Source organism: Nesterenkonia haasae, from assembly GCF_010119385.1.
Lineage (GTDB): Bacteria > Actinomycetota > Actinomycetes > Actinomycetales > Micrococcaceae > Nesterenkonia > Nesterenkonia haasae.
Genome location: NZ_VFIE01000025.1, coordinates 57678 through 79915, shown reverse-complemented (window position 1 = coordinate 79915; position 22238 = coordinate 57678). Strand labels below are relative to the sequence as shown.

22 protein-coding genes are annotated in these 22238 nt (G+C 60.9%); 6 read left to right on the top strand and 16 right to left on the bottom strand.

The window, feature by feature from the left end; translation table 11 throughout:
- Positions 1–121 precede the first annotated feature (121 nt).
- Positions 122–1225, bottom strand: a complete 1104-nt coding sequence (locus FH975_RS12960) for an enoyl-CoA hydratase/isomerase family protein (RefSeq protein WP_162321713.1) — start codon at positions 1223–1225, stop codon at positions 122–124.
- A 49-nt stretch (positions 1226–1274) separates the two neighbouring features.
- The gene (locus FH975_RS12955) at positions 1275–2120 is read right to left on the bottom strand and encodes an HpcH/HpaI aldolase/citrate lyase family protein (RefSeq protein ID WP_153078654.1); all 846 of its coding nucleotides are present in this window, start codon (positions 2118–2120) and stop codon (positions 1275–1277) included.
- Between the two features lie 178 nt (positions 2121–2298).
- Here FH975_RS12955 and FH975_RS12950 point away from each other — a divergent pair, with 178 nt between their 5' ends.
- A complete protein-coding gene (locus FH975_RS12950) occupies positions 2299–2985 on the top strand; it encodes a GerMN domain-containing protein (protein WP_162321712.1) in 687 nt (228 codons plus the stop codon).
- 68 nt (positions 2986–3053) lie between these two features.
- Here the strand turns inward: FH975_RS12950 and FH975_RS12945 are convergent, their stop codons facing one another.
- Genes FH975_RS12945 through hisC form a run of 4 tightly spaced genes read right to left on the bottom strand, consistent with a single transcriptional unit; the run spans position 3054 to position 7803 of the window.
- Entirely contained in the window at positions 3054–4487 is a 1434-nt protein-coding gene (locus tag FH975_RS12945; protein ID WP_162321711.1) for a 2-oxo acid dehydrogenase subunit E2, read from the bottom strand.
- The gene (locus FH975_RS12940) at positions 4484–5470 is read right to left on the bottom strand and encodes an alpha-ketoacid dehydrogenase subunit beta (protein WP_162321766.1); all 987 of its coding nucleotides are present in this window, start codon (positions 5468–5470) and stop codon (positions 4484–4486) included. Before FH975_RS12940 ends, FH975_RS12945 begins: the two co-directional genes overlap by 4 nt.
- Before the next feature lie 56 nt (positions 5471–5526).
- A complete protein-coding gene (locus tag FH975_RS12935; protein WP_162321710.1) occupies positions 5527–6666 on the bottom strand; it encodes a thiamine pyrophosphate-dependent enzyme in 1140 nt (379 codons plus the stop codon).
- 39 nt (positions 6667–6705) lie between these two features.
- On the bottom strand, positions 6706–7803 hold the full coding sequence (gene hisC / locus FH975_RS12930) for a histidinol-phosphate transaminase (protein WP_328821888.1): 1098 nt from the start codon (positions 7801–7803) through the stop codon (positions 6706–6708).
- Between the two features lie 44 nt (positions 7804–7847).
- On the opposite strand from hisC, the gene FH975_RS12925 reads away from it, so the two are divergent.
- Positions 7848–8237, top strand: a complete 390-nt coding sequence (locus FH975_RS12925; RefSeq protein ID WP_153078659.1) for a phage holin family protein — start codon at positions 7848–7850, stop codon at positions 8235–8237.
- A 1-nt stretch (position 8238) separates the two neighbouring features.
- Here FH975_RS12925 and FH975_RS12920 read toward each other — a convergent pair whose 3' ends face one another.
- Both FH975_RS12920 and FH975_RS12915 read right to left on the bottom strand, forming a co-directional pair.
- Positions 8239–9750, bottom strand: coding sequence for an alpha/beta family hydrolase (locus FH975_RS12920; protein ID WP_162321709.1), 1512 nt, complete (start codon positions 9748–9750; stop codon positions 8239–8241).
- A gap of 24 nt (positions 9751–9774) precedes the next feature.
- Complete coding sequence (locus tag FH975_RS12915) at positions 9775–10293, bottom strand: hypothetical protein (RefSeq protein ID WP_162321708.1); 519 nt, start codon at positions 10291–10293, stop codon at positions 9775–9777.
- Positions 10294–10478: 185 nt separating this feature from the next.
- On the opposite strand from FH975_RS12915, the gene purB reads away from it, so the two are divergent.
- Together purB and FH975_RS12905 are read left to right on the top strand one after the other, a co-directional pair.
- Positions 10479–11888: an adenylosuccinate lyase gene (gene purB, locus FH975_RS12910; RefSeq protein WP_328821886.1), complete on the top strand. Its 1410-nt coding sequence runs from the start codon at positions 10479–10481 to the stop codon at positions 11886–11888.
- Entirely contained in the window at positions 11885–12469 is a 585-nt protein-coding gene (locus tag FH975_RS12905; RefSeq protein ID WP_162321706.1) for a sugar O-acetyltransferase, read from the top strand. The genes purB and FH975_RS12905 overlap by 4 nt, the downstream gene beginning before the upstream one ends.
- Before the next feature lie 37 nt (positions 12470–12506).
- Here the strand turns inward: FH975_RS12905 and FH975_RS16670 are convergent, their stop codons facing one another.
- A complete protein-coding gene (locus tag FH975_RS16670) occupies positions 12507–13217 on the bottom strand; it encodes a Pr6Pr family membrane protein (RefSeq protein ID WP_162321705.1) in 711 nt (236 codons plus the stop codon).
- A 48-nt stretch (positions 13218–13265) separates the two neighbouring features.
- Positions 13266–14087 carry a SurA N-terminal domain-containing protein gene (locus FH975_RS12895; RefSeq protein ID WP_162321704.1) on the bottom strand — a complete coding sequence of 274 codons (822 nt, stop codon included), beginning with the start codon at positions 14085–14087 and terminating at the stop codon, positions 13266–13268.
- Between the two features lie 143 nt (positions 14088–14230).
- Here FH975_RS12895 and FH975_RS12890 point away from each other — a divergent pair, with 143 nt between their 5' ends.
- Together FH975_RS12890 and FH975_RS12885 are read left to right on the top strand one after the other, a co-directional pair.
- Entirely contained in the window at positions 14231–14497 is a 267-nt protein-coding gene (locus tag FH975_RS12890) for a helix-turn-helix transcriptional regulator (protein WP_162321703.1), read from the top strand.
- Positions 14498–14934: 437 nt separating this feature from the next.
- The gene (locus FH975_RS12885; protein ID WP_162321702.1) at positions 14935–15864 is read left to right on the top strand and encodes a hypothetical protein; all 930 of its coding nucleotides are present in this window, start codon (positions 14935–14937) and stop codon (positions 15862–15864) included.
- Here FH975_RS12885 and FH975_RS12880 read toward each other — a convergent pair.
- The 6 genes from FH975_RS12880 to FH975_RS12855 form a co-directional block, all read right to left on the bottom strand.
- The gene (locus tag FH975_RS12880) at positions 15861–16655 is read right to left on the bottom strand and encodes an ABC transporter permease (protein ID WP_162321701.1); all 795 of its coding nucleotides are present in this window, start codon (positions 16653–16655) and stop codon (positions 15861–15863) included. The two genes, FH975_RS12885 and FH975_RS12880, sit on opposite strands and share 4 nt — an antisense overlap.
- Entirely contained in the window at positions 16655–17407 is a 753-nt protein-coding gene (gene modA / locus FH975_RS12875) for a molybdate ABC transporter substrate-binding protein (protein ID WP_162321700.1), read from the bottom strand. Before modA ends, FH975_RS12880 begins: the two co-directional genes overlap by 1 nt.
- Positions 17408–17416: 9 nt before the next feature.
- Positions 17417–18586, bottom strand: coding sequence for a pyridoxal phosphate-dependent aminotransferase (locus tag FH975_RS12870; protein ID WP_162321699.1), 1170 nt, complete (start codon positions 18584–18586; stop codon positions 17417–17419).
- 29 nt (positions 18587–18615) lie between these two features.
- The gene (rlmN, locus tag FH975_RS12865) at positions 18616–19956 is read right to left on the bottom strand and encodes a 23S rRNA (adenine(2503)-C(2))-methyltransferase RlmN (protein ID WP_162321698.1); all 1341 of its coding nucleotides are present in this window, start codon (positions 19954–19956) and stop codon (positions 18616–18618) included.
- 166 nt (positions 19957–20122) lie between these two features.
- Entirely contained in the window at positions 20123–21121 is a 999-nt protein-coding gene (locus FH975_RS12860; RefSeq protein ID WP_162321697.1) for a siderophore-interacting protein, read from the bottom strand.
- A complete protein-coding gene (locus tag FH975_RS12855; RefSeq protein WP_162321696.1) occupies positions 21121–22167 on the bottom strand; it encodes an ABC transporter substrate-binding protein in 1047 nt (348 codons plus the stop codon). The genes FH975_RS12860 and FH975_RS12855 overlap by 1 nt, the downstream gene beginning before the upstream one ends.
- Between the last annotated feature and the right edge of the window lie 71 nt (positions 22168–22238).

Sequence of the window (22238 nt, the reverse complement as noted above, 5' to 3'; positions counted from 1 at the left end):
TCCCAGATCCTGGCAGCAAGTCCACTGCGAGCGGCGATGTTCACAAAGGCCGCTGCCCAGATCATATCCAGCTTCTCGGCCCCGCGTTGCATGCGGCACTCGAGAGTGGACCCTGAGTGAGTTAGGAAAAGGTCAAGAGTTTGGACGGAATGGGAGTGAAGTAATGGTCGATAAGCTCATCCCCGACCGCCTCCAGTGAGCCCGGATTCCAGGAGGGTGTTCGATCCTTGTCGATGAGTTGAGCGCGGATCCCCTCCCGGAAGTCATGGGAGCGCAGCGCGTGGACTGCGATCGTGTACTCCTGACTCAGCGCACCTTCCAGCTCCAATTCCCGTGCTCGGCGGATCGCATGGAATGCCACATGAACCATAGTGGGCGATTTTCCGCGCAGAGTACGGGCCGTTTCCGCGGCCTCCGGCACGTGCTCACCCAGTTCATCCAGTGCGTGCAGCACCTCAACGACGGTTCCATGGGAGTAGGCCTGATCCACCCAGCCGGCGCCCTGCAGCGCAGAGGTTTCGGGCTCACGGACGAAAGCAGGCAAGACACTATCCACGGTATTCACCGTCAGCGCCTGAACGAGCGCGTCGATCGAGTCACTAGTTACCAGGGAATCTGCCAAACCTAAATGGATCGCGTCAGCGGCCGACAGGTGAACCCCGGTCAGACCTGCGTGAACTCCGAGCTCTCCGGTAGCCCGGCCGAGGAGGTAGGTCCCACCCACATCTGGCGAGAACCCGATGGTGGTCTCAGGCATCCCGATCCGGCTGCGTTCGGTGACGATACGGTGCGAGCCGTGAGCCGAGACACCCACACCTCCTCCGAGAACTACACCATCCATGAGCGCCACGTAAGGCTTGGGATAGCGGGCAATGTACTGATTCATCCCGTACTCCGAGGCGAAGAAGTCCTCCGCCTTGAAGTCAGCTCGGTATTCGGGCCGCCCATCCGGCAGTGAGCCGCCGCCATCTTCGTCCTGGAGTTCCACCATCTCGCGATAGACGCTGGCTACGTCACCTCCTGCGCACAGTCCTCGGTCCCCGGCGCCACGAATGAGCACCTGAGCCACAGAGGGGTCATCTGCCCAGTCCTCCAACTGCACGCGGATCGATTCGCACATGAGTCCGGTCAGGGAGTTCAACGACTTGGGACGGTTGAGTGTGATGATTCCGAGATGACCTCGCACCTCGAAGGCGACATCACCAGTAAAGGTCTCTCTTCCCATCAGAACCTCCTTGTTCTCTGGTCAGCCCACATCGAGAAGGTGACTCAGTTTAAGCGTTCCACAGTCCGTAGGAGTCGGCCAAAGAGGCGATCTTCTGCGCTCGAGCCAAACGTGGCAAATACGATCCGTCGCCGATGGAAGCTCCACTCTCATGGGCGGCGATGAGCTCCAACGCCCATGCCACCTCGTCATCCGAGGGACTGAGTCCCTGGTTGACCAATTCCACTTGGGCTCGGTTGAGGGACAGCTTGCCTGTCATACCCATGTCAGCAGTGACTTGGCATGCCCGAGAAATCGCGGTCTCGTCAGCGTTGACTTCCGTGGGACCGTCGATGGCACCTGGCAGCCCACCAACCCGAGACGCCACAACGAGGCGGGAACGCGCATAGGCTAGTGCCATAGGGTCCGCAGAGACGCCGACGTCCTTGCGGAAATCGTTGGTGCCAAAGGCCAACCGAAAAGTGCCAGGCGCTGAGGCGATCTGAGTGGCATTTTCAACGCCGAGAGCCGACTCCACCAGTGCAATGACCGGCGTACCAGCGCGTAAGCGCATCGCGGTGTACGTCACTTGATCGGGACGTTCGGTCTCAGCCAACATCACACCGCGCAGTCCGTCAGCTTTCGACAAGGCCGCCACATCGTCTTCCCAGTGCTCACTGGTCGTGGGGCTAATCCGCACCCATGCCGTCATGCCACCATTGAGCGCGCTCATAACTGATTCGCGCGCTGATACCTTCAGGGGGTCCGGGACGGAGGCTTCGAGATCGAAGATCACAGAGTCTGCCTCACTGGCTAGCCCGGGGGCAAAATCCTCTTCTTTAGCAGCGTTAATGAGCAGCCAAGAGCGGGACAGCTTGGCAGGCAGCGCGGCGGCTCGACGGTTCCTGATAGGCATGATCTCACCCTACCCGAGTAGAGCCTGACCAGAACCCCGAAGAACGATTCGCCACACACCCGCCACAGGTGCATTGAGTAGGAACGATGGGGTCTTGACGCCGTTCCCCTGCCATCTATCTCACCGAACAATGCCTCTCGATTCGGTCTCTTTCACCACAGACTCGTATCCTGTCTCCATGACATCCGTCCCTACCTTCCGCGGCGTTTTCTCCGCGTTCGCCGTTTTAACACTTTTCGGCCTCTCCGCGTGCAACGGTGATTCTGGGGGCGGTGAAGGGGCCGACGGCCAGGACACGGACCAGGACGCTGCCGAGGAGGAAGTTCCTGATAATCCTCTACCTGAGCCTGAATTCGACGACGACGAGACCGTTGCGCTGCCCCTTGGTCTGGTCAGCCCGCCGGGATACGACTGGGAGATCTACGACTCAAGTGACGAGTTCGAACCTGATCAGCCTCATAGTCACCAAGTAGCTCGGACCGAAATGTTCGGATGCCAGGACTACATCTCTGTCATGCAGAGTGTTCCTATGGTGACGGAGAACCCCACTGAGTCAGCTTTGGAGTATCTGCTCTCTATGGACACATCTCAGCACGGCAGCCCTGCCTTCCTGAATCCGCTTGCGACTTCTGGGCTGGAGGTCACCGACGTGGAGCATGCTGATGACACTGTCACCGTGAGTCTCACCGGCGCTCCGGGGAGCACTGACGTGTGCCAGTCATGGCAGATGCTGAAACAGATTGAAACTACAGCTCGAGCCGCAACCGGCGCTCAGGAGGCGGTAATCCTCTTGGACGATGTGCCGTTGGCTTCCCAGTTGGGGTTGGACGACACCGCCCCGTTGGCCATCCACAGCCTGGACTAAAGGCCTCCCTCCGAAGGCAGTGCTACTCGCCTACAGCTGGTGTGCGCACTCTTTTTTTTCGTCAAGATTCAGGTCATCAGCAGCCCTGGCTGCTCCATAATGGAAGCGACCTCTGAAATGAAGGCCCCTGCGAGGTCGCCATCAATCAGGCGATGGTCAAAGGAACCGCCAATCGTCATGATTTGTCGCGGAACTATCTGCCCCTCCACGACCCACGGTTTGGTGCGCACGGCTCCGAGCACAACGATTGATGCTTGGCCCGGCGGAAGGATAGGGGTCCCAAAATCGAGCCCCAGAGAGCCGATGTTGGTGATGGAGACTGTCCCGCCCTGCATTTGAGCCGGCGTCGTCTTTCCTTCCCTGGCCTCTGCAGTCAGCGCTGTAAGGGCTGCTGCCAGCCCCTGAGTGGTGTAAGCCTGAGCATCATGGATGACCGGGACAACTAGCCCTCTGGGTGTTGCAGCGGCGATCCCAAGATTCACGTAGTTGCACAGCGTGTAGTGAGAGTCGTGCCACGTGGCATTGACTTGGGGGTTCTTGCGAGCAGCTCGGATGATCGCCTGAGCGGCGAACAACATGGGAGATACGTTGAGGTTCTTATAGGAGGGGTCATTGCGCAGGGCGGTACGAAGTTCCATAGTGCGAGTGATGTCCACCTCCTTGAACACCGACACATGAGGCACCTCTGATGCTGAAGCTGAGACATTGAGCGCTGTCGCCTTGCGCACACCGCGAACCTTGACCTGTTCCTCTCGCGGCCCCTCGTACAGGGAGACGACCTCAGGGCTCTGCGTGGAGCCAGAGGTTTGATGCGCCTGGGCCTCCACATCCTGACGGGTGATCCTTCCCTCGTGTCCGGTCCCGATCAGCTGGGCAACGTCTAGGCCGAACCTCTTCGCGAGTGCTCGCACTGGCGGAGCAGCCCTGCGGACCACATCTGCAGCCGAATGGTTGCTCAATCTCGACTCATGTGAGGAACGCCCGTTGTCCCCGCTAGTTCCGTGGCTGAGGCCCACATCGGACACATCTACGAGGTCTAGTGCTGCAGGTCGTGTGCGGGGCCTCGCTTTTGGTGCGTCTGCCTTTGGCCCTGAACCCACCAGTGCCTGATTCTGCTCCTCACCCGATCCTTTCGGTGAGCGGTCCTCGCCTCGTTTCTGCTCCTGGGTGGGTGAATCCTTGGGTGTGTCAGCTGCTGCAGGATCCGAGGAAAATTTTTCTGCATTCTCCTTCTCTGAGGCTGGGCGCTGCTCTGCCTCGCCAGATGCCTCACTGATTCGGATAAGGGGTTGACCGACTTCGATCGTTTCACCCTCACTGGCCACTAGCTCTTGGACTGTGCCGGCGAAGGGCACGGGAAGTTCGACCAGCGATTTTGCCGTCTCAATCTCACACACGACGTCATTGACATCGACGGTGTCTCCCTGGGAGACACGCCATGAGACGATTTCTGCTTCTGTGAGGCCTTCTCCCACATCGGGAAGGTTGAAGGTCTGGCTCATGAGTGACCTCCTGCGCTCGTGTAGACGAAACTGCGTTCCAAAGCTTCGAGCATTCGATCGATATCTGGCAAGTACCGGTGTTCCTGCGCCGATGGCGGGTATGGCATGTGGAATCCCCCGACTCTTAACACTGGGGCCGCGAGCCGGTGATACGCACGTTCGGAGACTCGGGCGGCGATCTCAGCTCCGAAGCCGCCGAATGTTGGCGCTTCATGGGCGACGACGAGGCGCTGGGTCTTTGCCGCTGACCGTGCGATGGTCTCATCATCAAGTGGACTGATAGAGCGAACGTCAACGACTTCCACACTGCGGCCCTGTGTGGCGGCGACCTCGGCGGCGGCGAGTGCGACGGGAACGAGTGGCCCGTAAGTGGCCAATGTGACATCTGTGCCTTCGCGAAGCACCTGTGCTGTGAAGGCATCTGGAGCGGGGGTATCCAGGTCGACTGGACCTTTGAGCCAGTATCGCCGCTTGGGTTCGAGCACAATCACTGGATCCACGCTGTTGATGGCCTGACGTGTCATCCAATATGCATCGTGGGGACTCGACGGGGCGATGATGCGCAGTCCCGCAGTGTGGGCGAACAGGGCCTCAGGCGACTCCGAGTGGTGCTCGATAGAGCCGATATGCCCCCCGTAGGGTAACCGAATGGTGACTGGCACTGTCACGGCACCGTTGGTGCGGTTATGCACTTTGGCCAGCTGAGTGGTGATTTGGTTGAATGCTGGGAAGACGAATCCGTCGAACTGGATCTCAGCGACCGGGCGATAACCACGCATCGCAAGGCCTATACACGCGCCGATGATCCCAGATTCGGCCAATGGCGAGTCGATGACCCGGTCTGGGCCAAACTGGGCCTGCAGCTTGTCGGTGACTCGGAAGACACCACCCAGTGCACCTATATCTTCTCCGATGAGAATGGTTTTAATGTCGGCTGCGAGTTCGTCGGCTAAGGCCCGGTTGATGGCTTTCGCAAGCGGCATCGGGGTAGGGCTGGTCACGGCTTCTTTCTGGTCAGCTTCTGCTGTGGGCTCGGCGCTCACGTGTCTGCCCCCTCCTCTTCCTCGGCGAAGCCCGCCTCGTAGTCCTTCAGCCAAGCTTTCTCCGTCTCGACTTGCCGGTGCGGTTCCGCGTAGACGGTGTCGAAGACCCGTTCAAGCTGCACTGATTCCATGGAGCGGACAGCTATCCGGAGCTGCTTCGCGAGTTCCGCAGCTTCCTGATCCACCTGTTCGGTGTAGGCCGCATCAATGATGGACCGCGACTCCAGCCAGGTGCGGTAGCGCGCAATGGGGTCCCTGCTCTTCCAAGCGTCGAGTTCCTCAGAGGTGCGGTACTTCGTGGGGTCATCTGCGGTGGTATGTGCCCCAATTCGGTAGGTCACGGCTTCGACCAGTTTCGGTCCGGACCCGGCGCGAATCTGCTCCGCCATGTAGCGCGTTACGGCGAAAGTGGCCAAGACATCGTTGCCGTCTACCCGCATTCCTTCGAACCCGTACCCGGCGGCCCGATGCGCCAGAGGCACTCGCGACTGAGTCTCCTGCGGTACCGAGATTGCCCAGTGATTGTTTTGGATGAAGTAGAGCATCGGCAACTCATAGGAACTGGCGAACACCATGGACTCATGGGCGTCTCCCTGACTGGTGGCTCCATCACCTAGGCAGGCCAAAACAAGTTCGTCGTCGGGGCGACCCTCCCCGAGGGTCCCGGTCGCGACGTCTTGCTTGATGCCCATAGCCCACCCCGCAGCATGCATGACCTGGGATGCCAACACCACGGAATAGGCGTTGAAGTTGAAGGCATGAGGATCCCAGCCGGTGTGCCGCGTTGCGCGGAATGTGCCCATCAGCTCTTCCGGGGTGATCCCCCGGTACAGCGCCATCGCATGCTCACGATAGGTCGGGAATACCCGGTCGGTTTGTTCCAAAGCTGCGATCGCGCCGATCTGAGCAGCTTCTTGCCCCAATGCCGGCACCCACAGCGCCAGCATGCCCTGTCTCTGTAATGACGTCGCTTCTGCATCGAACCGCCGCTCAAGCACCATATGCCGGTACAGCTCACGGAGAACCTCATCGTCGAGGGCCTCAATGTACTGGCTGAAGACCGGATGCTCAGTGAGCGTACCGTCCTCAGCCAGTAACTGCACCGGGGTTGGATCTGCCAGCCTAATATCGCTCATGTGATCCACGTCTCCCATGGGGTCATTGTTTCAGGAGAGTCACAGTCGGCCGCTGTAGGTTCTGCACAACTGTATGAAACGGTCATTGGCTTCAGGTTCACCGACGCTGACTCGCACGCCTTCTCCGTCGAAGGGTCGCACGGCCAGGGCTTGGGCACCGGCCGCCTGAGCGAAGTCCACGGCAGCGCTACCCAATGGGAGCCAAACGAAGTTCGCCTGGGTTTCGGGGATCACCCATCCGGCCTCAGCGAGAGCTGACGTCACACGATTTCGCTCTTGGACGATGGTCTCCACTCGCTGGTGGACCTCCTCGAGGTGACGCAACGAGGCCATGGCCGCAGCCTCGGCCACGGCGCTGACGGCGAAGGGTACTGCCACTTTCCTGAGATGGTCAGTAACTGTCGGCTGTGCAATGGCGTAACCCACCCGAAGCCCTGCAAGTCCATGAGCTTTAGAGAACGTTCGCAGGACCACGACATTGGAGTGCTCCCGGTAGAGCGCCATCGCATCCACGGGATCCGCGGAACGAACGAATTCGAAGTATGCCTCGTCGATGACCACCACAATGTTCTGCGGTATACGCTTCAGGAATTCGGTGACTTCAGTGTGCGTCAGCGCCGGTCCAGTGGGGTTGTTGGGGGTGCAGAGCAGGATGACCTTGGTGCGGTCAGTCACTGCCGCAGTCATGGCCTCCAGGTCGTGTCGACCGTCACCCAACACCGGCACCGGCACATCCTGAGCGCCAGCGGTCCGTACGACGATCGGATATGCCTCGAAGGACCGCCAGGCGTAGATGACCTCATCTTTCCGTCCATCGTGACCTGTACCGGCGAAGGCGCTGATCAGTTGAGTGAGTGCACCGAGGCTTCCGGCTCCGGTGACAATATCGCTGAACGGAACCTGCAGCTCTTCGGCAAGTGCTGCCCGGAGCTCTTCGGCTCCTGGGTTGGGATACCGATGCAGGGTCGTGACGTCGCGAAGTGCTTGAGCCGCAGCTGGTACAGGCCCCAGCGGGTTCTCATTGGAGGAAAGCTTGTAGGGGGTAAAGCCTTCGGCAGCCTTCGGGGGCTTGCCGGCGCTGTATGTGGGTAGGGCGGCGACCGCATCACGCGGCGCAATGGGTGGTGTCGTGTTCACGCTAAATTCCTCGCTGTGCAATGGGCCGTGAGAAGATTCATTCTGTGAGAATCCTACTGGCGATTTTGCTGAATGCACTGGCCCTAGCTGCTGCCGCACTATTGGTTCCAGGCATCCGCCTTGAGGGCTGGGGAGACGGCCTCGGAGCGGTTGTCTTTGCTTACGTGATCGTTGGCGCGGTTTTCGGCGTGGTCAATGTGGTCATTAAGCCGATCGTCGCGACCCTGTCTTTGCCCATCACATGCCTGACGCTTGGGTTGTTCGCCATTGTGATCAATGGGCTGATGCTCATGCTCACCGCTTGGCTGACCACCTTCACTCCGGTGACTTTTGTGGTGGAGAGCTTCTTCTGGGACGCAGTGCTGGGCGCCATCGTTGTCTCACTGATCTCGGCGCTGTTGAACCAGTTCGTCGTCTCCCCGCAGCGGGCCTAGCTCAGTCCTGGGGCAGGCTTCGCAGCTCCTGGGCGCCGTCTTTGATCGCGTCGTGAAGGTACTCAAGATCTTCTAGGTTTTCGGCTTCCCAGGGCAAGACGTGTTCAGGGCTCTCCATAGCTTGCCAGTGTGAGTCGAAAACGAGGGTCTCAATCTTCTCCTCAAACATGAGCTGGGCACGAAATTCGTCCAAGTGATTTCGCTGCGCGGTGTCCAGCCATTCGGCGTCATTGTCTTCCAATAGCCGTATGGCATCCACATTGTGATCCCAGGTGTGCGCTGACCCCGCAACGGATTCGACTTCGCTGTCAGGGTTCAAGTGGTTGTATTCAAGGACCATCCGCTCGGAGGAGAGCTCTGGGCGTTCTCCAGTAATATGCGGCACCGGGTCTCGGGCGTCTTCAAGGTGGGTCACTTTGACTCCAGAGACGGTAGACCCACCCTTTATGGGGCTGGCCACCGTGGTCACTGCCCGCAGAGTGTACTTCTGCTGGAACTCCTTGTTCTTTGCGATATTGGTGGCATGCAGACCTCCGAGACTGAAACCTGTCACGAAGACTTCTGCACCGTCAGGTGCGCCCACTTCGATGAGCGCCTCCTCGACAGCGCTTGTCATATGTGCTGACTCGTTGGTCAACCCATCCACCAGGCTCATCGGGCTGCGACCATGTTCGACGGTGAAGCCGTCCACATCGATCCCAGGTAGGTGCACCGCATACGCTGGCGTCATATCAGGGCGGGGAATCACTGATACCGCGATGTCTCCCTGGTCGGCGGTTCGGCCCACATGCTCGAAGTAGCTCGCGAGCGTGCCATCTGGTTGAAGTAGGTGCGTGGTGACGTTCGGTGGATCGATGACCTGTTCGTTGCGACCCATCAACGCTGGCATCAGCCCCGCGTGCCTCTCGACGGCAATGATTGTGCTGAAAATGACTTCCAGTGTGGGGTTCTTCTTCAGCAGCTGTTCAATACTCTGTCTGCCCCCCGTCACCAGCGTGGTGGCAAACCAGTCGTAGGAGAAGCTAGTGTCCCCGTCGGGGTGAGCCAGATGTTCCAGCGCGATGGTTCCTTCTCCGGCGCGAACTCCGAGATGGAACCATTGGTGCACCGCTGTTTCCATGTTCCGATAAGCCTCATGCGCACGCTCGATTCCTTCAGTTCCATGAAGCAGGCTTTGTTCGGTTGCGGCGGTCGAGGCCACCAACTGTCCCAATCGGCCGTGCCAGGCTGGGACCTTCCAGTGCAGGTGCGCGAACCCACTGCCGGAGAACTCTTCGTAGACCGTGATCACTTCCCTCCGCAGCTGGGAGAAGGTCTCTGCAGCCTGCTGAATATGCACAGCGGAGGCCCTGAGTGACTCCCATTCCAGGTTGATCCGGGTGGGTCCACCTGAGGCGCGAACACGAAAGGGAGGAGTGCGCGGTCCGTGGTTCGCGGAGTCGATCAGTGCCGAAGAATTGTTGCCCTGTCCTCCGCCCACTACCGGAAGATCCCAAATCCGATTCAGTGGCATAGTTCGTGGGTCCTCCTGCTCTGGCTAACCGGGAAGCATCGTGCGCCGGAGGTCTTCGTGGAGAAGCGACGGGATACCCCCGTGCCGATCGATAAATTCAGTGAAACGCGACGCGTGCCCCTCCAGGGCGGTCCGGGCCTCATGCCAGAGTCCCTCGAACTGTCCTCCTCCAATGCCTGGGCCCGCCCCCGGGGCCAGCGGAACAGCTGGCACGGCGCTGAGCAACGTTAGGAGACTCCGAGCCTGCTGCGCGTAGTGCCGCAGATCTGCAGCGATCGAATTGGCTTCTGACGCCAGGGTGGAAATTTCTACCATCATCACCTCCGCAGGTAGCCGGAGCAGACCGAGGACGGAGCGGTAGGCGTCACTGGCCATCGAGTCCCAGTTCACGTCCTCCGCAAGGTCTAACTCCCCCAGGTAGTGCGGCAGCCGGGCGAGCACTCCGCGGAGTCTTTCTGCGGCGGCGTCGTAAGCCTCTGCGGCCCTCTCCAGCTCAGTGGGAACGGTCGCGGCCTGGACTACCGTATGTGGGTTGAGGAGCATTGGCGCCTTCCAGGGTGATGTTGGTGAGTTGCCCGGTGGAGATGCAGGTGTCAGGAAGCAAGCCTAAGAGTGCACCTCCCCCGAGGTGGGTCCCGCAGCCGCTCTGTGTACGGTCTGGCGTGTCCGTCGTCACCACCCGAGTGTGGGGATAACTCTGCTCCTCCAGCCGTGGAAGAATGACGACCATGACCCGTGTTTCCCTCGCCTCTGCTGAACCTGCAATCGCCCTCGGTGCCCTGGACGGCCGTTACCGGTCGGCCGTATCCGGACTGGTGGACCACCTGTCCGAGGCTGCGTTGAACCGCAATCGCATCCACGTCGAAGTGGAGTGGTTCATCCACCTCTGCCAGAAGCAGGCATTACCTGGGCTCCCGGCCCTGACTCAGGAGCAGTGCGGCGCACTGAGGCACCTGGTGGAGACGTTCGGTCCAGAGGAGATTGCCGAGCTGGCAGCCATCGAGGCTGAAACGGTCCATGATGTGAAGGCTGTGGAGTACTTCATCGCACGCCGATTGAACGCTCTTGACCTGGGGCACCTGGCGCCTTTGGTGCATTTTGCCTGCACCTCCGAGGACATCAACAACCTCGCCTACGCAGTAGGAATCCGCGACGCCGTCAGCACGGTATGGGTGCCCGCCGCTCGCGAGACACTGCACAGTCTGAGATCAATGGCCGACGCCGCTGCCGCCACACCGATGCTCTCGCGCACCCATGGACAGCCTGCTACCCCTACCACCCTCGGCAAAGAGATCGCCGTGTTCGTACATCGGCTGACTCGGCAGCTGGACCGAATCGAGAAGCAGGAATTCATGGGGAAGATCAATGGTGCCACTGGCACCTACGCCGCTCACTTGGCGGCTGCCCCGGACACCAACTGGCCGAGCGTCGCGCAGTCCTTTGTGGAAGACCTCGGACTGACGTTCAATCCCCTGACCACCCAAATCGAATCCCATGACTACCAGGCTGAGCTCTACGCTGACGTTGCCCGGTTCAACCGCATCCTGCACGGCCTGTGCGTCGACATCTGGAGTTACATCAGCATCGGATTCTTCCGGCAGATTCCCGTAGCCGGCGCCACCGGGTCGTCCACGATGCCGCACAAGGTCAACCCGATCCGTTTCGAGAACGCCGAGGCGAACCTGGAGATTTCCAATGCTCTGTTGGACTCTCTCGGAGCGACGCTGGTGGAATCCCGCTGGCAGCGTGACCTCACCGATTCATCCGGCCAACGCAATATCGGCACCGCCCTGGGACACTCGGTCTTAGCGCTGAACAACGTCACCAAAGGGCTCAAGCAGCTCGACGTCGCCGAGGAAGTGATTGCCGCGGACCTGAACTCCAACTGGGAAGTGCTTGGTGAGGCCATTCAGACGGTGATGCGAGCTGAGGCAATCGCAGGCGTCGACGGTATGGAAAACCCCTATGAGCGGCTCAAGGAGCTGACACGGGGGCGCCGTGTCGATGCAGAGAAGCTCAAAGATTTCGTCGCCAGTTTGGGTCTCTCAGCGGGTGCCGAGGACAGACTCAAGAACCTCACCCCCGCTGCCTACACAGGTCTCGCCGCCACTCTCGCCCAGCAGTACGGGTCGGCTTGAGCTCTGCACAGTACTCCCAGGACGAGCGCAGCAACTACGAAAGGTTGCGCGCCGGTGACTGGTACAAGGCTGACGCTGAAGTCCTCGAAAAGGCATTCGCCGCCCAACAGTTGGCCCACCGGTACAACGTGCTTACCCATGAGGGTTGCACCAGTGAAGCTCAGGCACTTCTTGCGGAGCTGATCGGCGAGCTGGGCCAGGATGTGCAGATCCGCGCGCCACTGCGGGTGGACTATGGAACGCATATGTCGATCGGCGACCGCACGTTCGTCAACACCGGGCTCGTGGCGCTCGACGTCGCGCCCATCACCATCGGCTCAGACTGCCTGATCGGACCCAACTGTCAGCTGCTCACCCCGACGCACCCCTTGGAGGCTGGCCCCCGGCGGGACAAATGGGAATCAGCCGAACCCATCATCCTTGAGGACAATGTGTGGCTTGGCGGCGGCGTGATCGTCTGTCCGGGAGTGACCATCGGAGAGAACTCAGTCATAGGGGCAGGCGCCGTTGTCACGCGGACTATTCCGGCGAACGTCGTGGCGGTCGGCAATCCTGCTCGGGTAGTCAAAAAATTGGGCTGACGGCCCTCACTGAGGAGTGGGGAAGAGCGATGCACCGTCAGCGCGAGGACGATACACGCGCGTACCGACTGACAGCCCGATCAATGAACCACATCACACCTGCGATGCCGACAAAAACCACAAGTATCGCCACCACGTAGGGCGCCACTCCAGCGATACCCAAACCCGGCACATCGAGAATCGTGTACGGATACCAATCCAGGATGGGGCCCCGCAGCAGTGTCGCAGACAACCAGAGCAGCGGCAGGATCACAGACCCCGACACGACGCGGGCGTCAACGTTGCCGTGCGGACCGACCCCCAGCCACACGATGGGCACCAGGATTGGAAGGAATACGTGCAGCACCTGGTCGTTGAAGAACCACACACCACTCAGCTCAGCGTTGGAACGCAGCAAGAGGTTGAATACCACGCCGGTGATCATCATCTGGACCACGCCCGCGAGACGGAACGTATGGAAGACCTTTGAGGTCCTGTCCGGACGAACCGCCAGCATCGCCGACGTCATACAGACCAGGACTGCTGAGAAAAAGGTGAAGTAGGCCGGCTGGTTGAGGAGGTGCTCCCATCCAGCAGAGAACCCCCCGGAAAACCCCACGCCCTCGGGAAGCACAGTGCCCTCACTCCACCCCAGATACAGCGAGCTGAGGAGCCCCGCTAATGAGAGCACCGCCACCCCGGCGTGAGCGGCACGCGCTCCTGCAGCATACTGCCACGCTAGCGCAGCCGGCGCCGGGGTCTTGGTCACATAAACATTATCTCTCAGTCACCAGTCTCATGGTGGTTCTGGAAGGGCTCAGATGTGGACCTCAACATCAGCGTCCTCGCGTAGGTCATCGATGTGAGCCAGAATGGCCTCGTTCTCCTTCTGCGTAGCGAGTTGCTCCTCGATCTGCGGGCGCAGTTCCTCGAGGGACGGGACCTCAACGTCCTCCCCGTCCTCACCTTCCATCTCTTGCATCGCTTCCTGCTGGGCGACCTGCTGCTCGTAGGCCTCTTCGATCTCTTCCTCAGATGGTTCTTCAACGTCTTGGTCTTCGATGAGCTGGTTGATCATCGCTTCCTGAGCGACTTCGTCCCGCAGCTCGTCTTCACTGATGTCCTGCTCTTCCGCAAGGTCAATGACCTCGTCAACAGATTCAAGTCCATTGCGCTCCGCGAGCGCCTGAAGCTCGTCCTCAACGTCTTCTTCGCTGGCGGCGTATCCGGAGGCTTCAGCGTCCTGAGTCAACAGCTCTACTCCGATAAGGCTGTCCAAGATCTGTTCCTGGAGTGCCTCTTCATCGACCGACTGGCCCGACATCTGGGCCTGCATGGCCATTTCCGTGAACTGCTGCTCATAAGCGGTGCTGTACTCGTCTCCCCCGATGGCCTCACCATTGACCTCAGCCACCACGTCCGGAACGTCTTCGAGCTCCGGTTCGGGCATCTCGGGCTGCTGCGGGTCGTCTCCAGGCTCTGCACCTTCTGCCGGGGCGTCGCCGTTTTCAGTCTGTTCGGCCGCTTCGCCGCCGTTATCTGGGGCGTCGGCGTCGTCGTTCTCACAGGCCGCGAGGCCGAAAAGCAACGCAGCCGCAGCCACCGAGGTGACCAATTTCTTGCTATGGGTCATGTCCATTGCCGAGTACCTCCTAATTGCGGACGAATCCGCAGGGTAGCAGTCGCGCCACAACACCGTACACAGCCTCCGACCAGCGAAACTCAAGATCCAGATGACAAATATTCTTGACATAAATTGTCAAGTTAAGTTGTCATGGAGTCATGGTGCTGCGCGAGACGAGCAAACCTGGCCAGGCGGGGGCGCCGGACCACCCAGTGCGCGCTCTCCGCAAAGATGAGCGGCTGACCCAGGCTGAGCTGGCTGGCGCCGTGGGCGTGAGCCGGCAAACCATCGTGGCGGTCGAGCAAGGCGACTACGCTCCGTCCGTGTTTCTGGCATTGCGAATAGCGCACCAGCTGGGCAGCTCCGTGGAGACGCTCTTCGGCTCAGGGGGGCCGGTGCCGCACACGGCAGAAAATCCGACGTAAAGGCAGGGCCCGTGTTAACGACTCGACTGGTGAGCAGCTGGTCAACATAGACAACGCGAACTGCGCCGACGCCCCCGTTCTGCCAGCTCTAGGCGCGCAGTGGTATGCCTCCAGGCGCGGGGACAGCCTCTACCGGATTCTCGCCCGCGGTCCGATGACTAGGACCTTGAGTTGGAGCCGCATCCAAGCTCTGCTTCTCCTGGGGACCTGTGTTGCACTGACTCACCGGGGAAATTAGGGCCAGGCGGCGTGGCAGCTGGACGTGTCGATCGGAGTGGCCGGAGAGGAACTTCGAAACGCCCACACCCTGGGTGCTATTGGTATTAACGCCTTTAGCCCACTTCGATACTGAGCTGATATCAGGATTTGAGCCCGTGTTCAGCTCGAGTTCGCAATCTGGTGGCGGACCGTGGAAGCAACACGAAGGATCCTGGACCATGCGTAGGAACTCGCTAATCGCAGCCCCCGCGCTGAGCTCATTGTCGCTGCTGACCCTGACCGCCTGTGGCGGAGGGAACGACGCCGCGCCCGAGCCTGAGCCGGAGGAGACAACACAGACCGAGACAGAGACCGAAGAGCCCACGGCCACGGTCACGGAAACGGTCACCGCGGAGTCTCCTGATGAGGAGCCCACCGGAGAAGACGACGGTGAGGACCCAGCACCTGATGAGCCGGAGGGTGATGGGGTCCCGCCCGGTGGTGCTGAGCGCTTAACGGAGGGAGAGTTCGATGGGACGATCCATGGCGAAGAGACCCAGACCGTCTATTCGGATGAAGGTGCCGAGGTAGGTGCTGCGGGATTCGCGCCGGAAGACGGCCCGTTGGTGGTGCACGCCGAGCCCACCAGAGGATCGGCGACTGTTGGCGAACTGGGCCCCCTTGATGCGGTAGAGCTCGCCGGTCGCGAGCGTCACCACCCAGAGGACGATGAGCAGGGCAGTTGGACCGAAATTGTCCTTGCCGATGGTTACGGCTGGATGGAGTCGGGGCAAATCGGCCATGGAGCCGGTCTCTACTTCTTCGGCGAGACACAGGACATTACAGAGGACTACCTCGATGAAGTCCCACCGACTGAACAAAGCGAAGCCATTGTTGAGTCCGTCGCTGAGCGGGTCATCGGTCCTGATGAACAGATGATGGACGCTGAGGGCGAACCGGCTGGCCCTGATTGGGCCCTGATCAGTTCTCCAGAGGACACCGGTGAGGAGTTCTACCGTGCCGATGTCACCGGATATCTGGACGATTCCTTGGCCGGAGAGCGACTCTTCATCACTGTGGAGGGCGTTGACGGCGACTATCAACTCGTGCAGGTGGAACGCACACTGATCTGCCAGCGTGGTGTCGGCGATGACGGCTTATGTCTCTAGTGCTCTACGACGCGTGACCTACGGCTATAGGCCAGCGAGATGACCACCACGGCAACGATGATCAGCAGGATCGACAGCGCAATCGCGGCGTCCGGATCAGACTCTCGTTGGAGGTATATCTCCAGCGGCACCGTACGCGTGATTCCTTGAACGCTGCCGGCGAAGGCCAATGTGGCGCCGAACTCTCCGAGGCTGCGGGCGAAGGCCAGCACCGCCCCGGAGATGAGGCCAGGAAGAATCAATGGCACAGTGATGTGACGCAGAATACCGGTGCGCCCGGCGCCATCCACGGCGGCGGCGTCGAGCACATCCCGGTCCAGACCGCGCACAGCCGTTTCGACGCTGACCACCAAAAACGGCATCGCCACGAAGGTCTGAGCAAGAACTACCGCAAGACTCGAATACGCGACCTGGACTCCGAGCAGTTCGAAGGCCCCACCAAGGAGGCCCTGCCGTCCAAAGGTGTACAACAGCGCAAGCCCTCCCACCACTGGAGGGAGAACCAGCGGCAGCAACACCACAGAGCGCACCACGGTGAGGCCACGGAAGCGAGCATGTGCCAACAGGAGCGCCAACGGCACTCCGAGAAGAATGCAGAGCAGCGTTGCTGTCAGCGCGGTCCACACGCTGAGACCCAGAGCTGCCAGTGCTGCCTGAGAAGTCAACAGTGCCGGCAACTCGCTCCAGTTCGGACGGGTGAGCATCGCAGCGACCGGCAACACAATCAGCAGCGTTCCCAGCACAGCGGGAAGCAGCACCCATCGAGGAGGCGCGGCAACAGGTGTCGCCATCAGGGCCCCTTTACCCGCGTGAAGCCAGCATCAGCGAGGGTTTGCTGGGCAGATTCGCCCAAGAGGTGCTCCACAAAGAGCTGCGCTTCCTCCGGGAGGTTCGCAGCCTCCAGCTCAGCGACCGGGTAGCTATTGGGATCCGCTGCGGCACCGCTGATGGTGATGACCTCAATGTCATCACCGGCCTGCTGTGCGGAGGTCGTATAGACCAGACCCGCTTCTGCCTCGCCTGTGCGGACACGTCCGAGCACATCGGTGACGGAGAGCTCCTCGGAGGCGGGACTGAGCTCTACTCCGCCCTCGGTGAGGAGTCTCAACGCAGCGGCACCGCAGGGCACCTGTGGTGCGCAGAGGCTCACGCTGGTCAGTTCCGCTAAGTCAGAGATACTGCCTATCTCGGCAGGGTTGCCTTCCGGGGCGACGATCACCATGTAGTTCTGGGCGAAGACCACAGGGTCTTTGGCTAGGAGTCCCGCACGTTCGGCGCGATCCATAGTGGCCTCGTCCGCGGTGGCCAACACATCCCCCGGTGCTCCGTTTTTCAGTTGGTCGACCAGACCTGAGGATCCCGCAGTGTTGAATACCACCTCGATGCCGGTCTCTTGGGTGAAGGTCTCACCTATCTGCTGGAAGGGTTCATGGAGTGAGGCTGCGGCAAAGACCGTGAGCGAGTGGTCTGGCTCCGCGCAGCCGCCCAGCAGGGCCGCGCCCACCGCTGCGGCACTGGTCAGCAGTGTGCCACCGCCCCTCATGGTCGGGGCTCATGCATGGAAGCTCCTTATTCTGTCGACACCCTCTGCGACTGTCGCAGATCCTGGTGCCAGGCTGAGCCGCACCCATTCATGGCCGTTGACCGGATCAAAGTCCGTTCCCGGTACCACTGCTACAGATGCCTCATGAAGCAGAGTCTTGGCATATGCGGTGGAGCTCCCGTGGCGTTTGAGGTGCTCCCCGATATGGGCGTATACGTAGAAGGCGCCATCTGCTGGGGCTGCATTGGCCCATCCCATGGACGGAAGAGCATCCAAGACCAGAGCTCGGGCCGCGGCGTAGTCATCCAGCTGCGAGGCAGCAAACCTCATTGATTCGTCAGTGAAGGCTTCCGCCGCAGCGATCTGTGAGCCGTGGGGCGGACACAGCGCCACGTTCCCGGCCAGGCGAGAGACCGGGTCAACCAGGTGATCTGGCAGCACCGCCCAACCGAGCCGCCAACCTGGCATCCCCCAGTATTTGGAGAACGAGGAAATCACCACAGCCTCATCATCGACTTCCAATGCACTGATGCCCGGGTGGGCGAAGGTGATGCCGTGGTATATCTCGTCGGAGATGAGCTGCACGTCATTGCTTCGGCACCAGTGGGCCAGGCCGGTGAGCTGCTCGCGGTCGACCATTGTGCCGGTGGGGTTCGCGGGAGACGCCACCATCAGACCGCGCAGTGGCCCGTTCGCTGCGACCTCGGCCTCAAGCTGCTCGGGGGTCGGTTGGAATCTGACGTCTGGGCCGCAATCTAAGTCCACCACCTCGACTCCAAGGCTGCTCAGAATGTTCCGGTACGCCGGGTAGCCGGGACGAGCCAGTGCCACCCGGTCCCCGTGGTCGAAGGCTGCCAGGAAGCTCAGCACGAATGCACCAGAGGACCCGGTGGTGACCGCGATCCGCTCCACCGGGACATCCACGCCGTACCATTTCTGGTAGTGCTCGGCGAGTCCTTGCCGCAGTGGCGCGATCCCAAAGGCGGGCGAGTAGTTCAGCACGGTGTTGCCGGCATGGACTTGAGCTGCGGCGGCGTTCACCGCAGGTGGCGCGCCGGAACCGGGTTCACCCGCGGTCAGGGAGACGATGTCCCTCCCCGTCGAGCGGAGCCGTTCGATCTCGGCCAGGATGCTCATGACTTCGAAGCCGGGGACTTCAGAGCGCCGTGAAGGTTTCATCCCTCCACCTTACTTCCGCTGGTTACGAGTCAGCCCTGTTCATCCGCAGCAGCTAGTTGGCCGCAGGCACCGTCAATTTCTTTGCCGCGGGTATCACGCAGGGTGGTCGGCACCCCGGCATCATTGAGCCGGTCGATGAATTCCTGCATAGCCGCTGGCTCAGAGGAGGTCCACACAGAGTTGGGTGTCGGGTTCAGCGGTATCGGGTTGACGTGCACCCACCCTCGTCCGCGAGCGTTGAGCTTCTTGGCCAGCAGTTCCGCCCGCCAAGGGTGGTCGTTCATATCTTTGATCAGGGCGTACTCAATGGAGACACGGCGACCGGTGGTCTCGTAGTAGTAACGGGCGGCGTCGATGGCCTCATCGGCCTTCCACCGTGAGTTGACCGGGATCAGCTCGTCCCGCAACTCGTCATCAGGGGCGTGGAGACTCAGCGCGAAGGTGATGGGCAGGTTCTCATCCGCAAGTTTCCGGATGGCAGGCACTAGCCCAACGGTGGAGATGGTGATCCCGCGAGCGCTCATACCTAGGCCTTCGGGTGCGGGATCGATCATCCGCCGGACTGCGTTCATCACGCGCTTATAGTTGGCCAGGGGCTCTCCCATGCCCATGAAAACAATATTGGAGACCCGCTGAGGGCCGGTTGCTGGCTGCTGCGTTGAGGAGGCTTGGCCCTGTTTCGCCGAAGAAATCCCAGCATCGGCGAAGTCGGTCTCCTCCCCCAGGCCGGCGTGATCGGATTCTTCGGCAATCTCCGCCGCCGTGGGGGCATCAAGCTCACCTGCGGCAATCACACGGTTGGCTTGCACAATCTGGTCCACGATCTCTGCGGTGGACATATTGCGAGTCAGACCGTTCTGCCCGGTCGCGCAGAAGGGACAGTTCATTCCGCAGCCGCACTGGCTGGAGATGCACAGGGTGATGCGGGACTTGTACCGCATCAGCACCGACTCCACCAGGGCACCGTCGAACAGCCTCCACAGGAACTTGATCGTGGCGCCGTCGTCCGTGGTCAGCCTACGCACCTGGGTGAGCAGCGGCGGCAGAAAATCCGCGACCATCTGCTCTCGGTTTTCAGCCGGAAGATCGGTCATTCGCGCGGGATCTGAGGTGTAGTGCTGGAAGTAGTGGACGCTGAGCTGCTTTGCTCGGAAACCCGGCAGGCCCTGCTCTCTGACCCATTCCTGCCGTTCCTCCAACGTCAGGTCCGCAAAGTGTTTGGGCGGCTGCTTAATCCGCTTAGGCTGTGCGAACTGCAGTTTGGGACGGCCCTCAGCGTCCAGGGGCTGACTCCACCCCTCAGCCTTGGGGCGGACCTGGGGGCGTGAATCGGAGGACGATGACGCGGCAGCAGCTTTTTTCTCAGACATCTCGCCCATTCTCCCACGTGGGAGACAGGATGGGACTTCACAGGAGTGATGGGGCTTTATCCCACCGGATGTCCCACTTTTTGGGCCCCGGAGACTTCTGTTGCAACAGTCAGTAGGACACCGTTGAATTGAGGGTTCTCGACCTACCGACTGTCCCACCTGGAGACTAGGCGCCGGGCCGCCCGAGCCTCCAGTAGCCCATGAACGACACCTGCTTGCGGCTCATGCCCACGTCCTTGACCAGGTGCCGACGCAGACCCGTGATGACACCCGCTTCGCCCGCCAGCCAGGCATATTCGCGGAAGCCCTCCGGCGCCGAGGTCTCCCAGAGTACGGACTCATCATCAACCTCGGGAAGTTCCTGCGGAGTGCCGGTGAGCGCGCCCACCGGGCTCATTCCTGGCTTCCAGGTGGCACGCCTTGCGGCGAAGATCTTGGATCGGCGCGCTCCCCAGTCCTGCACCGCTGGGGTCAGAACATCACCTAACGCGGCTCCATCACGGGGCAGCCAATGGAGGCGCACACTCGACCGGGAGTAAACCTCCAGGATGTCCTCGGTGGTGGGAACCTCGAGATACGCCTCCCCGTGATACGTCTCCGGCAGGGACTCCACAATTGAACAGATGGCAGGAGCAGCAGTCTCATCGCCCGCCATCAGGAGGTCCCGGGCGGAGCCGGGCGTGAAGTCGATTCCGCCGCCGGTCTGCTCGGAGCGCCGATCGGGGCCAATGATGACCAGCTCATCACCTGGTCGAGCGGCCATCGCCCAGGAGGCCGCGGGGCCTGAAAGTCCGTCATCTTCGACATGGAGGACGAAGTCGATGTCTACCTCGCAGACATCAGTCCGGATGGAGCGCACCGTATAGGTGCGAATCGGGTTGCGGAGGTGGTCCTCAAGCTGACGCCAGGCGTTGTACCACTCCATCACCGGCGCCGGCGGATCATTGAACAGGCCGACCTCCGGGTAGCTGCCGTCGTCGCGGGGCAAGAAGAGCTTGATGCGCTGATCCCAGGCCGGCGGCGACCCTTGAGCTCCGGCTGGGCCGAAGTGCTCCAAGTCTTTGGAGGTGACGGTGAGGCGGAGATAGTGCGGGGATAGCCTGGCCACCCGCGCGACCTTCGTGAGGTAGGCGCGGGTGGCTGGGCGGACTGCAGTGGACTGCATCAGTCGAGGTTCTCCACGGCCTCGGCAAGCTGCGGGGTGAGCTCTTCCAGGACAACTTCAATACTCAGGGGGTTGCCCGCACTGAATGCCTGAACCAACGGCCCATCACCGTCGAGAAGCACGGCGCGTCCATCCTCAACCACATCGAGCGAGGCCAACAAGGGATCTCCTTCAAGCTCTTCGAGCGAATAGCCGATCGGGAATAGGACGGCGATGTCCGCATCGAAGACCTCGACCTGCTCCTCAGAGACCTCAGCGTAGAAGTTCTCCGGGTCAGCGATGTCGGCAGCCGGACCGTACATGTCGAAACCGAGCAGTTGCAGAATGTCCCAGCGCATGTCGCCCTCAGTGTGCAGGCCATACGCTTCGCTGAATTTGGAGCCTGTCACAGCTTCCAGACCTTCAAACTCCGGGTGAGCGTCCCGGGCATCGTCGATGCTCTGCTGGGTCTGGGCGATGAGGTCCTCACCCTCTTCCGAGAGTCCGAGAGCATCAGCCACTAGCTGAGTCTGAGCTTCCCAACCGGGGTTGAAGTTCGCGGCATCCTCTGGTCCAGAAATGGTGGGGGCGATCTCATTGAGCCGGTTGTACTCTTCCTCGTCGTATCCGGAGTTGACGTTGAGAATCACATCGGGGTCCAGACTCTGGATGAGTTCATAGTCGAGCTCCGCATCTGCACGCGGAATGACTTCTGGATCTCCGGAGACGAGATCGGCAGCCCAGGGACCCACCCCGTGGCTCTCCTCCCCGAAGCCCAACCAATCATGGACGGCGATTGGTTCCACACCCAGTGCGAGGGCAATCTCTGCATCGGACCAGCCCAGTGCGACGACGCTCAATTCGCCATCCTCAGGCTCTGGGACCTCCGTAGGACCGTATTTGTGGTCGACGACCGCGAGAATGCCGTCCTCCTCACTACCGCCGGCATCGGCCTCTGAGTCTTCAGCACCGGTCGTTTCGTCACCGGTGTCTTCAGCACCGCCCTCGGCGTCGTCGTTCTCGGTGCCGGCGCAGGCAGTTAGCGCCAAGGCGGATACGGCGAACACGGAAGTAAGGGTAAGCAGTGGGCTCTTCAATGGGGCTCCTTCAAAGGGATGATTCGAGGTTTCGGATGATG

What these genes read in the sequence shown, in the direction of transcription:
- FH975_RS12960 (WP_162321713.1), bottom strand. Translation starts at nt 1,225, where the DNA reads ATGGGAAGAGAGACCTTTACTGGTGATGTCGCCTTCGAGGTGCGAGGT.
- FH975_RS12955 (WP_153078654.1), bottom strand. Translation starts at nt 2,120, where the DNA reads ATGCCTATCAGGAACCGTCGAGCCGCCGCGCTGCCTGCCAAGCTGTCC.
- FH975_RS12950 (WP_162321712.1), top strand. Translation starts at nt 2,299, where the DNA reads ATGACATCCGTCCCTACCTTCCGCGGCGTTTTCTCCGCGTTCGCCGTT.
- FH975_RS12945 (WP_162321711.1), bottom strand. Translation starts at nt 4,487, where the DNA reads ATGAGCCAGACCTTCAACCTTCCCGATGTGGGAGAAGGCCTCACAGAA.
- FH975_RS12940 (WP_162321766.1), bottom strand. Translation starts at nt 5,470, where the DNA reads ATGCCGCTTGCGAAAGCCATCAACCGGGCCTTAGCCGACGAACTCGCA.
- FH975_RS12935 (WP_162321710.1), bottom strand. Translation starts at nt 6,666, where the DNA reads ATGAGCGATATTAGGCTGGCAGATCCAACCCCGGTGCAGTTACTGGCT.
- FH975_RS12920 (WP_162321709.1), bottom strand. Translation starts at nt 9,750, where the DNA reads ATGCCACTGAATCGGATTTGGGATCTTCCGGTAGTGGGCGGAGGACAG.
- FH975_RS12915 (WP_162321708.1), bottom strand. Translation starts at nt 10,293, where the DNA reads ATGCTCCTCAACCCACATACGGTAGTCCAGGCCGCGACCGTTCCCACT.
- purB (WP_328821886.1), top strand. Translation starts at nt 10,479, where the DNA reads ATGACCCGTGTTTCCCTCGCCTCTGCTGAACCTGCAATCGCCCTCGGT.
- FH975_RS12895 (WP_162321704.1), bottom strand. Translation starts at nt 14,087, where the DNA reads ATGGACATGACCCATAGCAAGAAATTGGTCACCTCGGTGGCTGCGGCT.
- FH975_RS12890 (WP_162321703.1), top strand. Translation starts at nt 14,231, where the DNA reads ATGGTGCTGCGCGAGACGAGCAAACCTGGCCAGGCGGGGGCGCCGGAC.
- FH975_RS12885 (WP_162321702.1), top strand. Translation starts at nt 14,935, where the DNA reads ATGCGTAGGAACTCGCTAATCGCAGCCCCCGCGCTGAGCTCATTGTCG.
- FH975_RS12880 (WP_162321701.1), bottom strand. Translation starts at nt 16,655, where the DNA reads ATGGCGACACCTGTTGCCGCGCCTCCTCGATGGGTGCTGCTTCCCGCT.
- modA (WP_162321700.1), bottom strand. Translation starts at nt 17,407, where the DNA reads ATGAGGGGCGGTGGCACACTGCTGACCAGTGCCGCAGCGGTGGGCGCG.
- FH975_RS12870 (WP_162321699.1), bottom strand. Translation starts at nt 18,586, where the DNA reads ATGAAACCTTCACGGCGCTCTGAAGTCCCCGGCTTCGAAGTCATGAGC.
- rlmN (WP_162321698.1), bottom strand. Translation starts at nt 19,956, where the DNA reads ATGTCTGAGAAAAAAGCTGCTGCCGCGTCATCGTCCTCCGATTCACGC.
- FH975_RS12860 (WP_162321697.1), bottom strand. Translation starts at nt 21,121, where the DNA reads ATGCAGTCCACTGCAGTCCGCCCAGCCACCCGCGCCTACCTCACGAAG.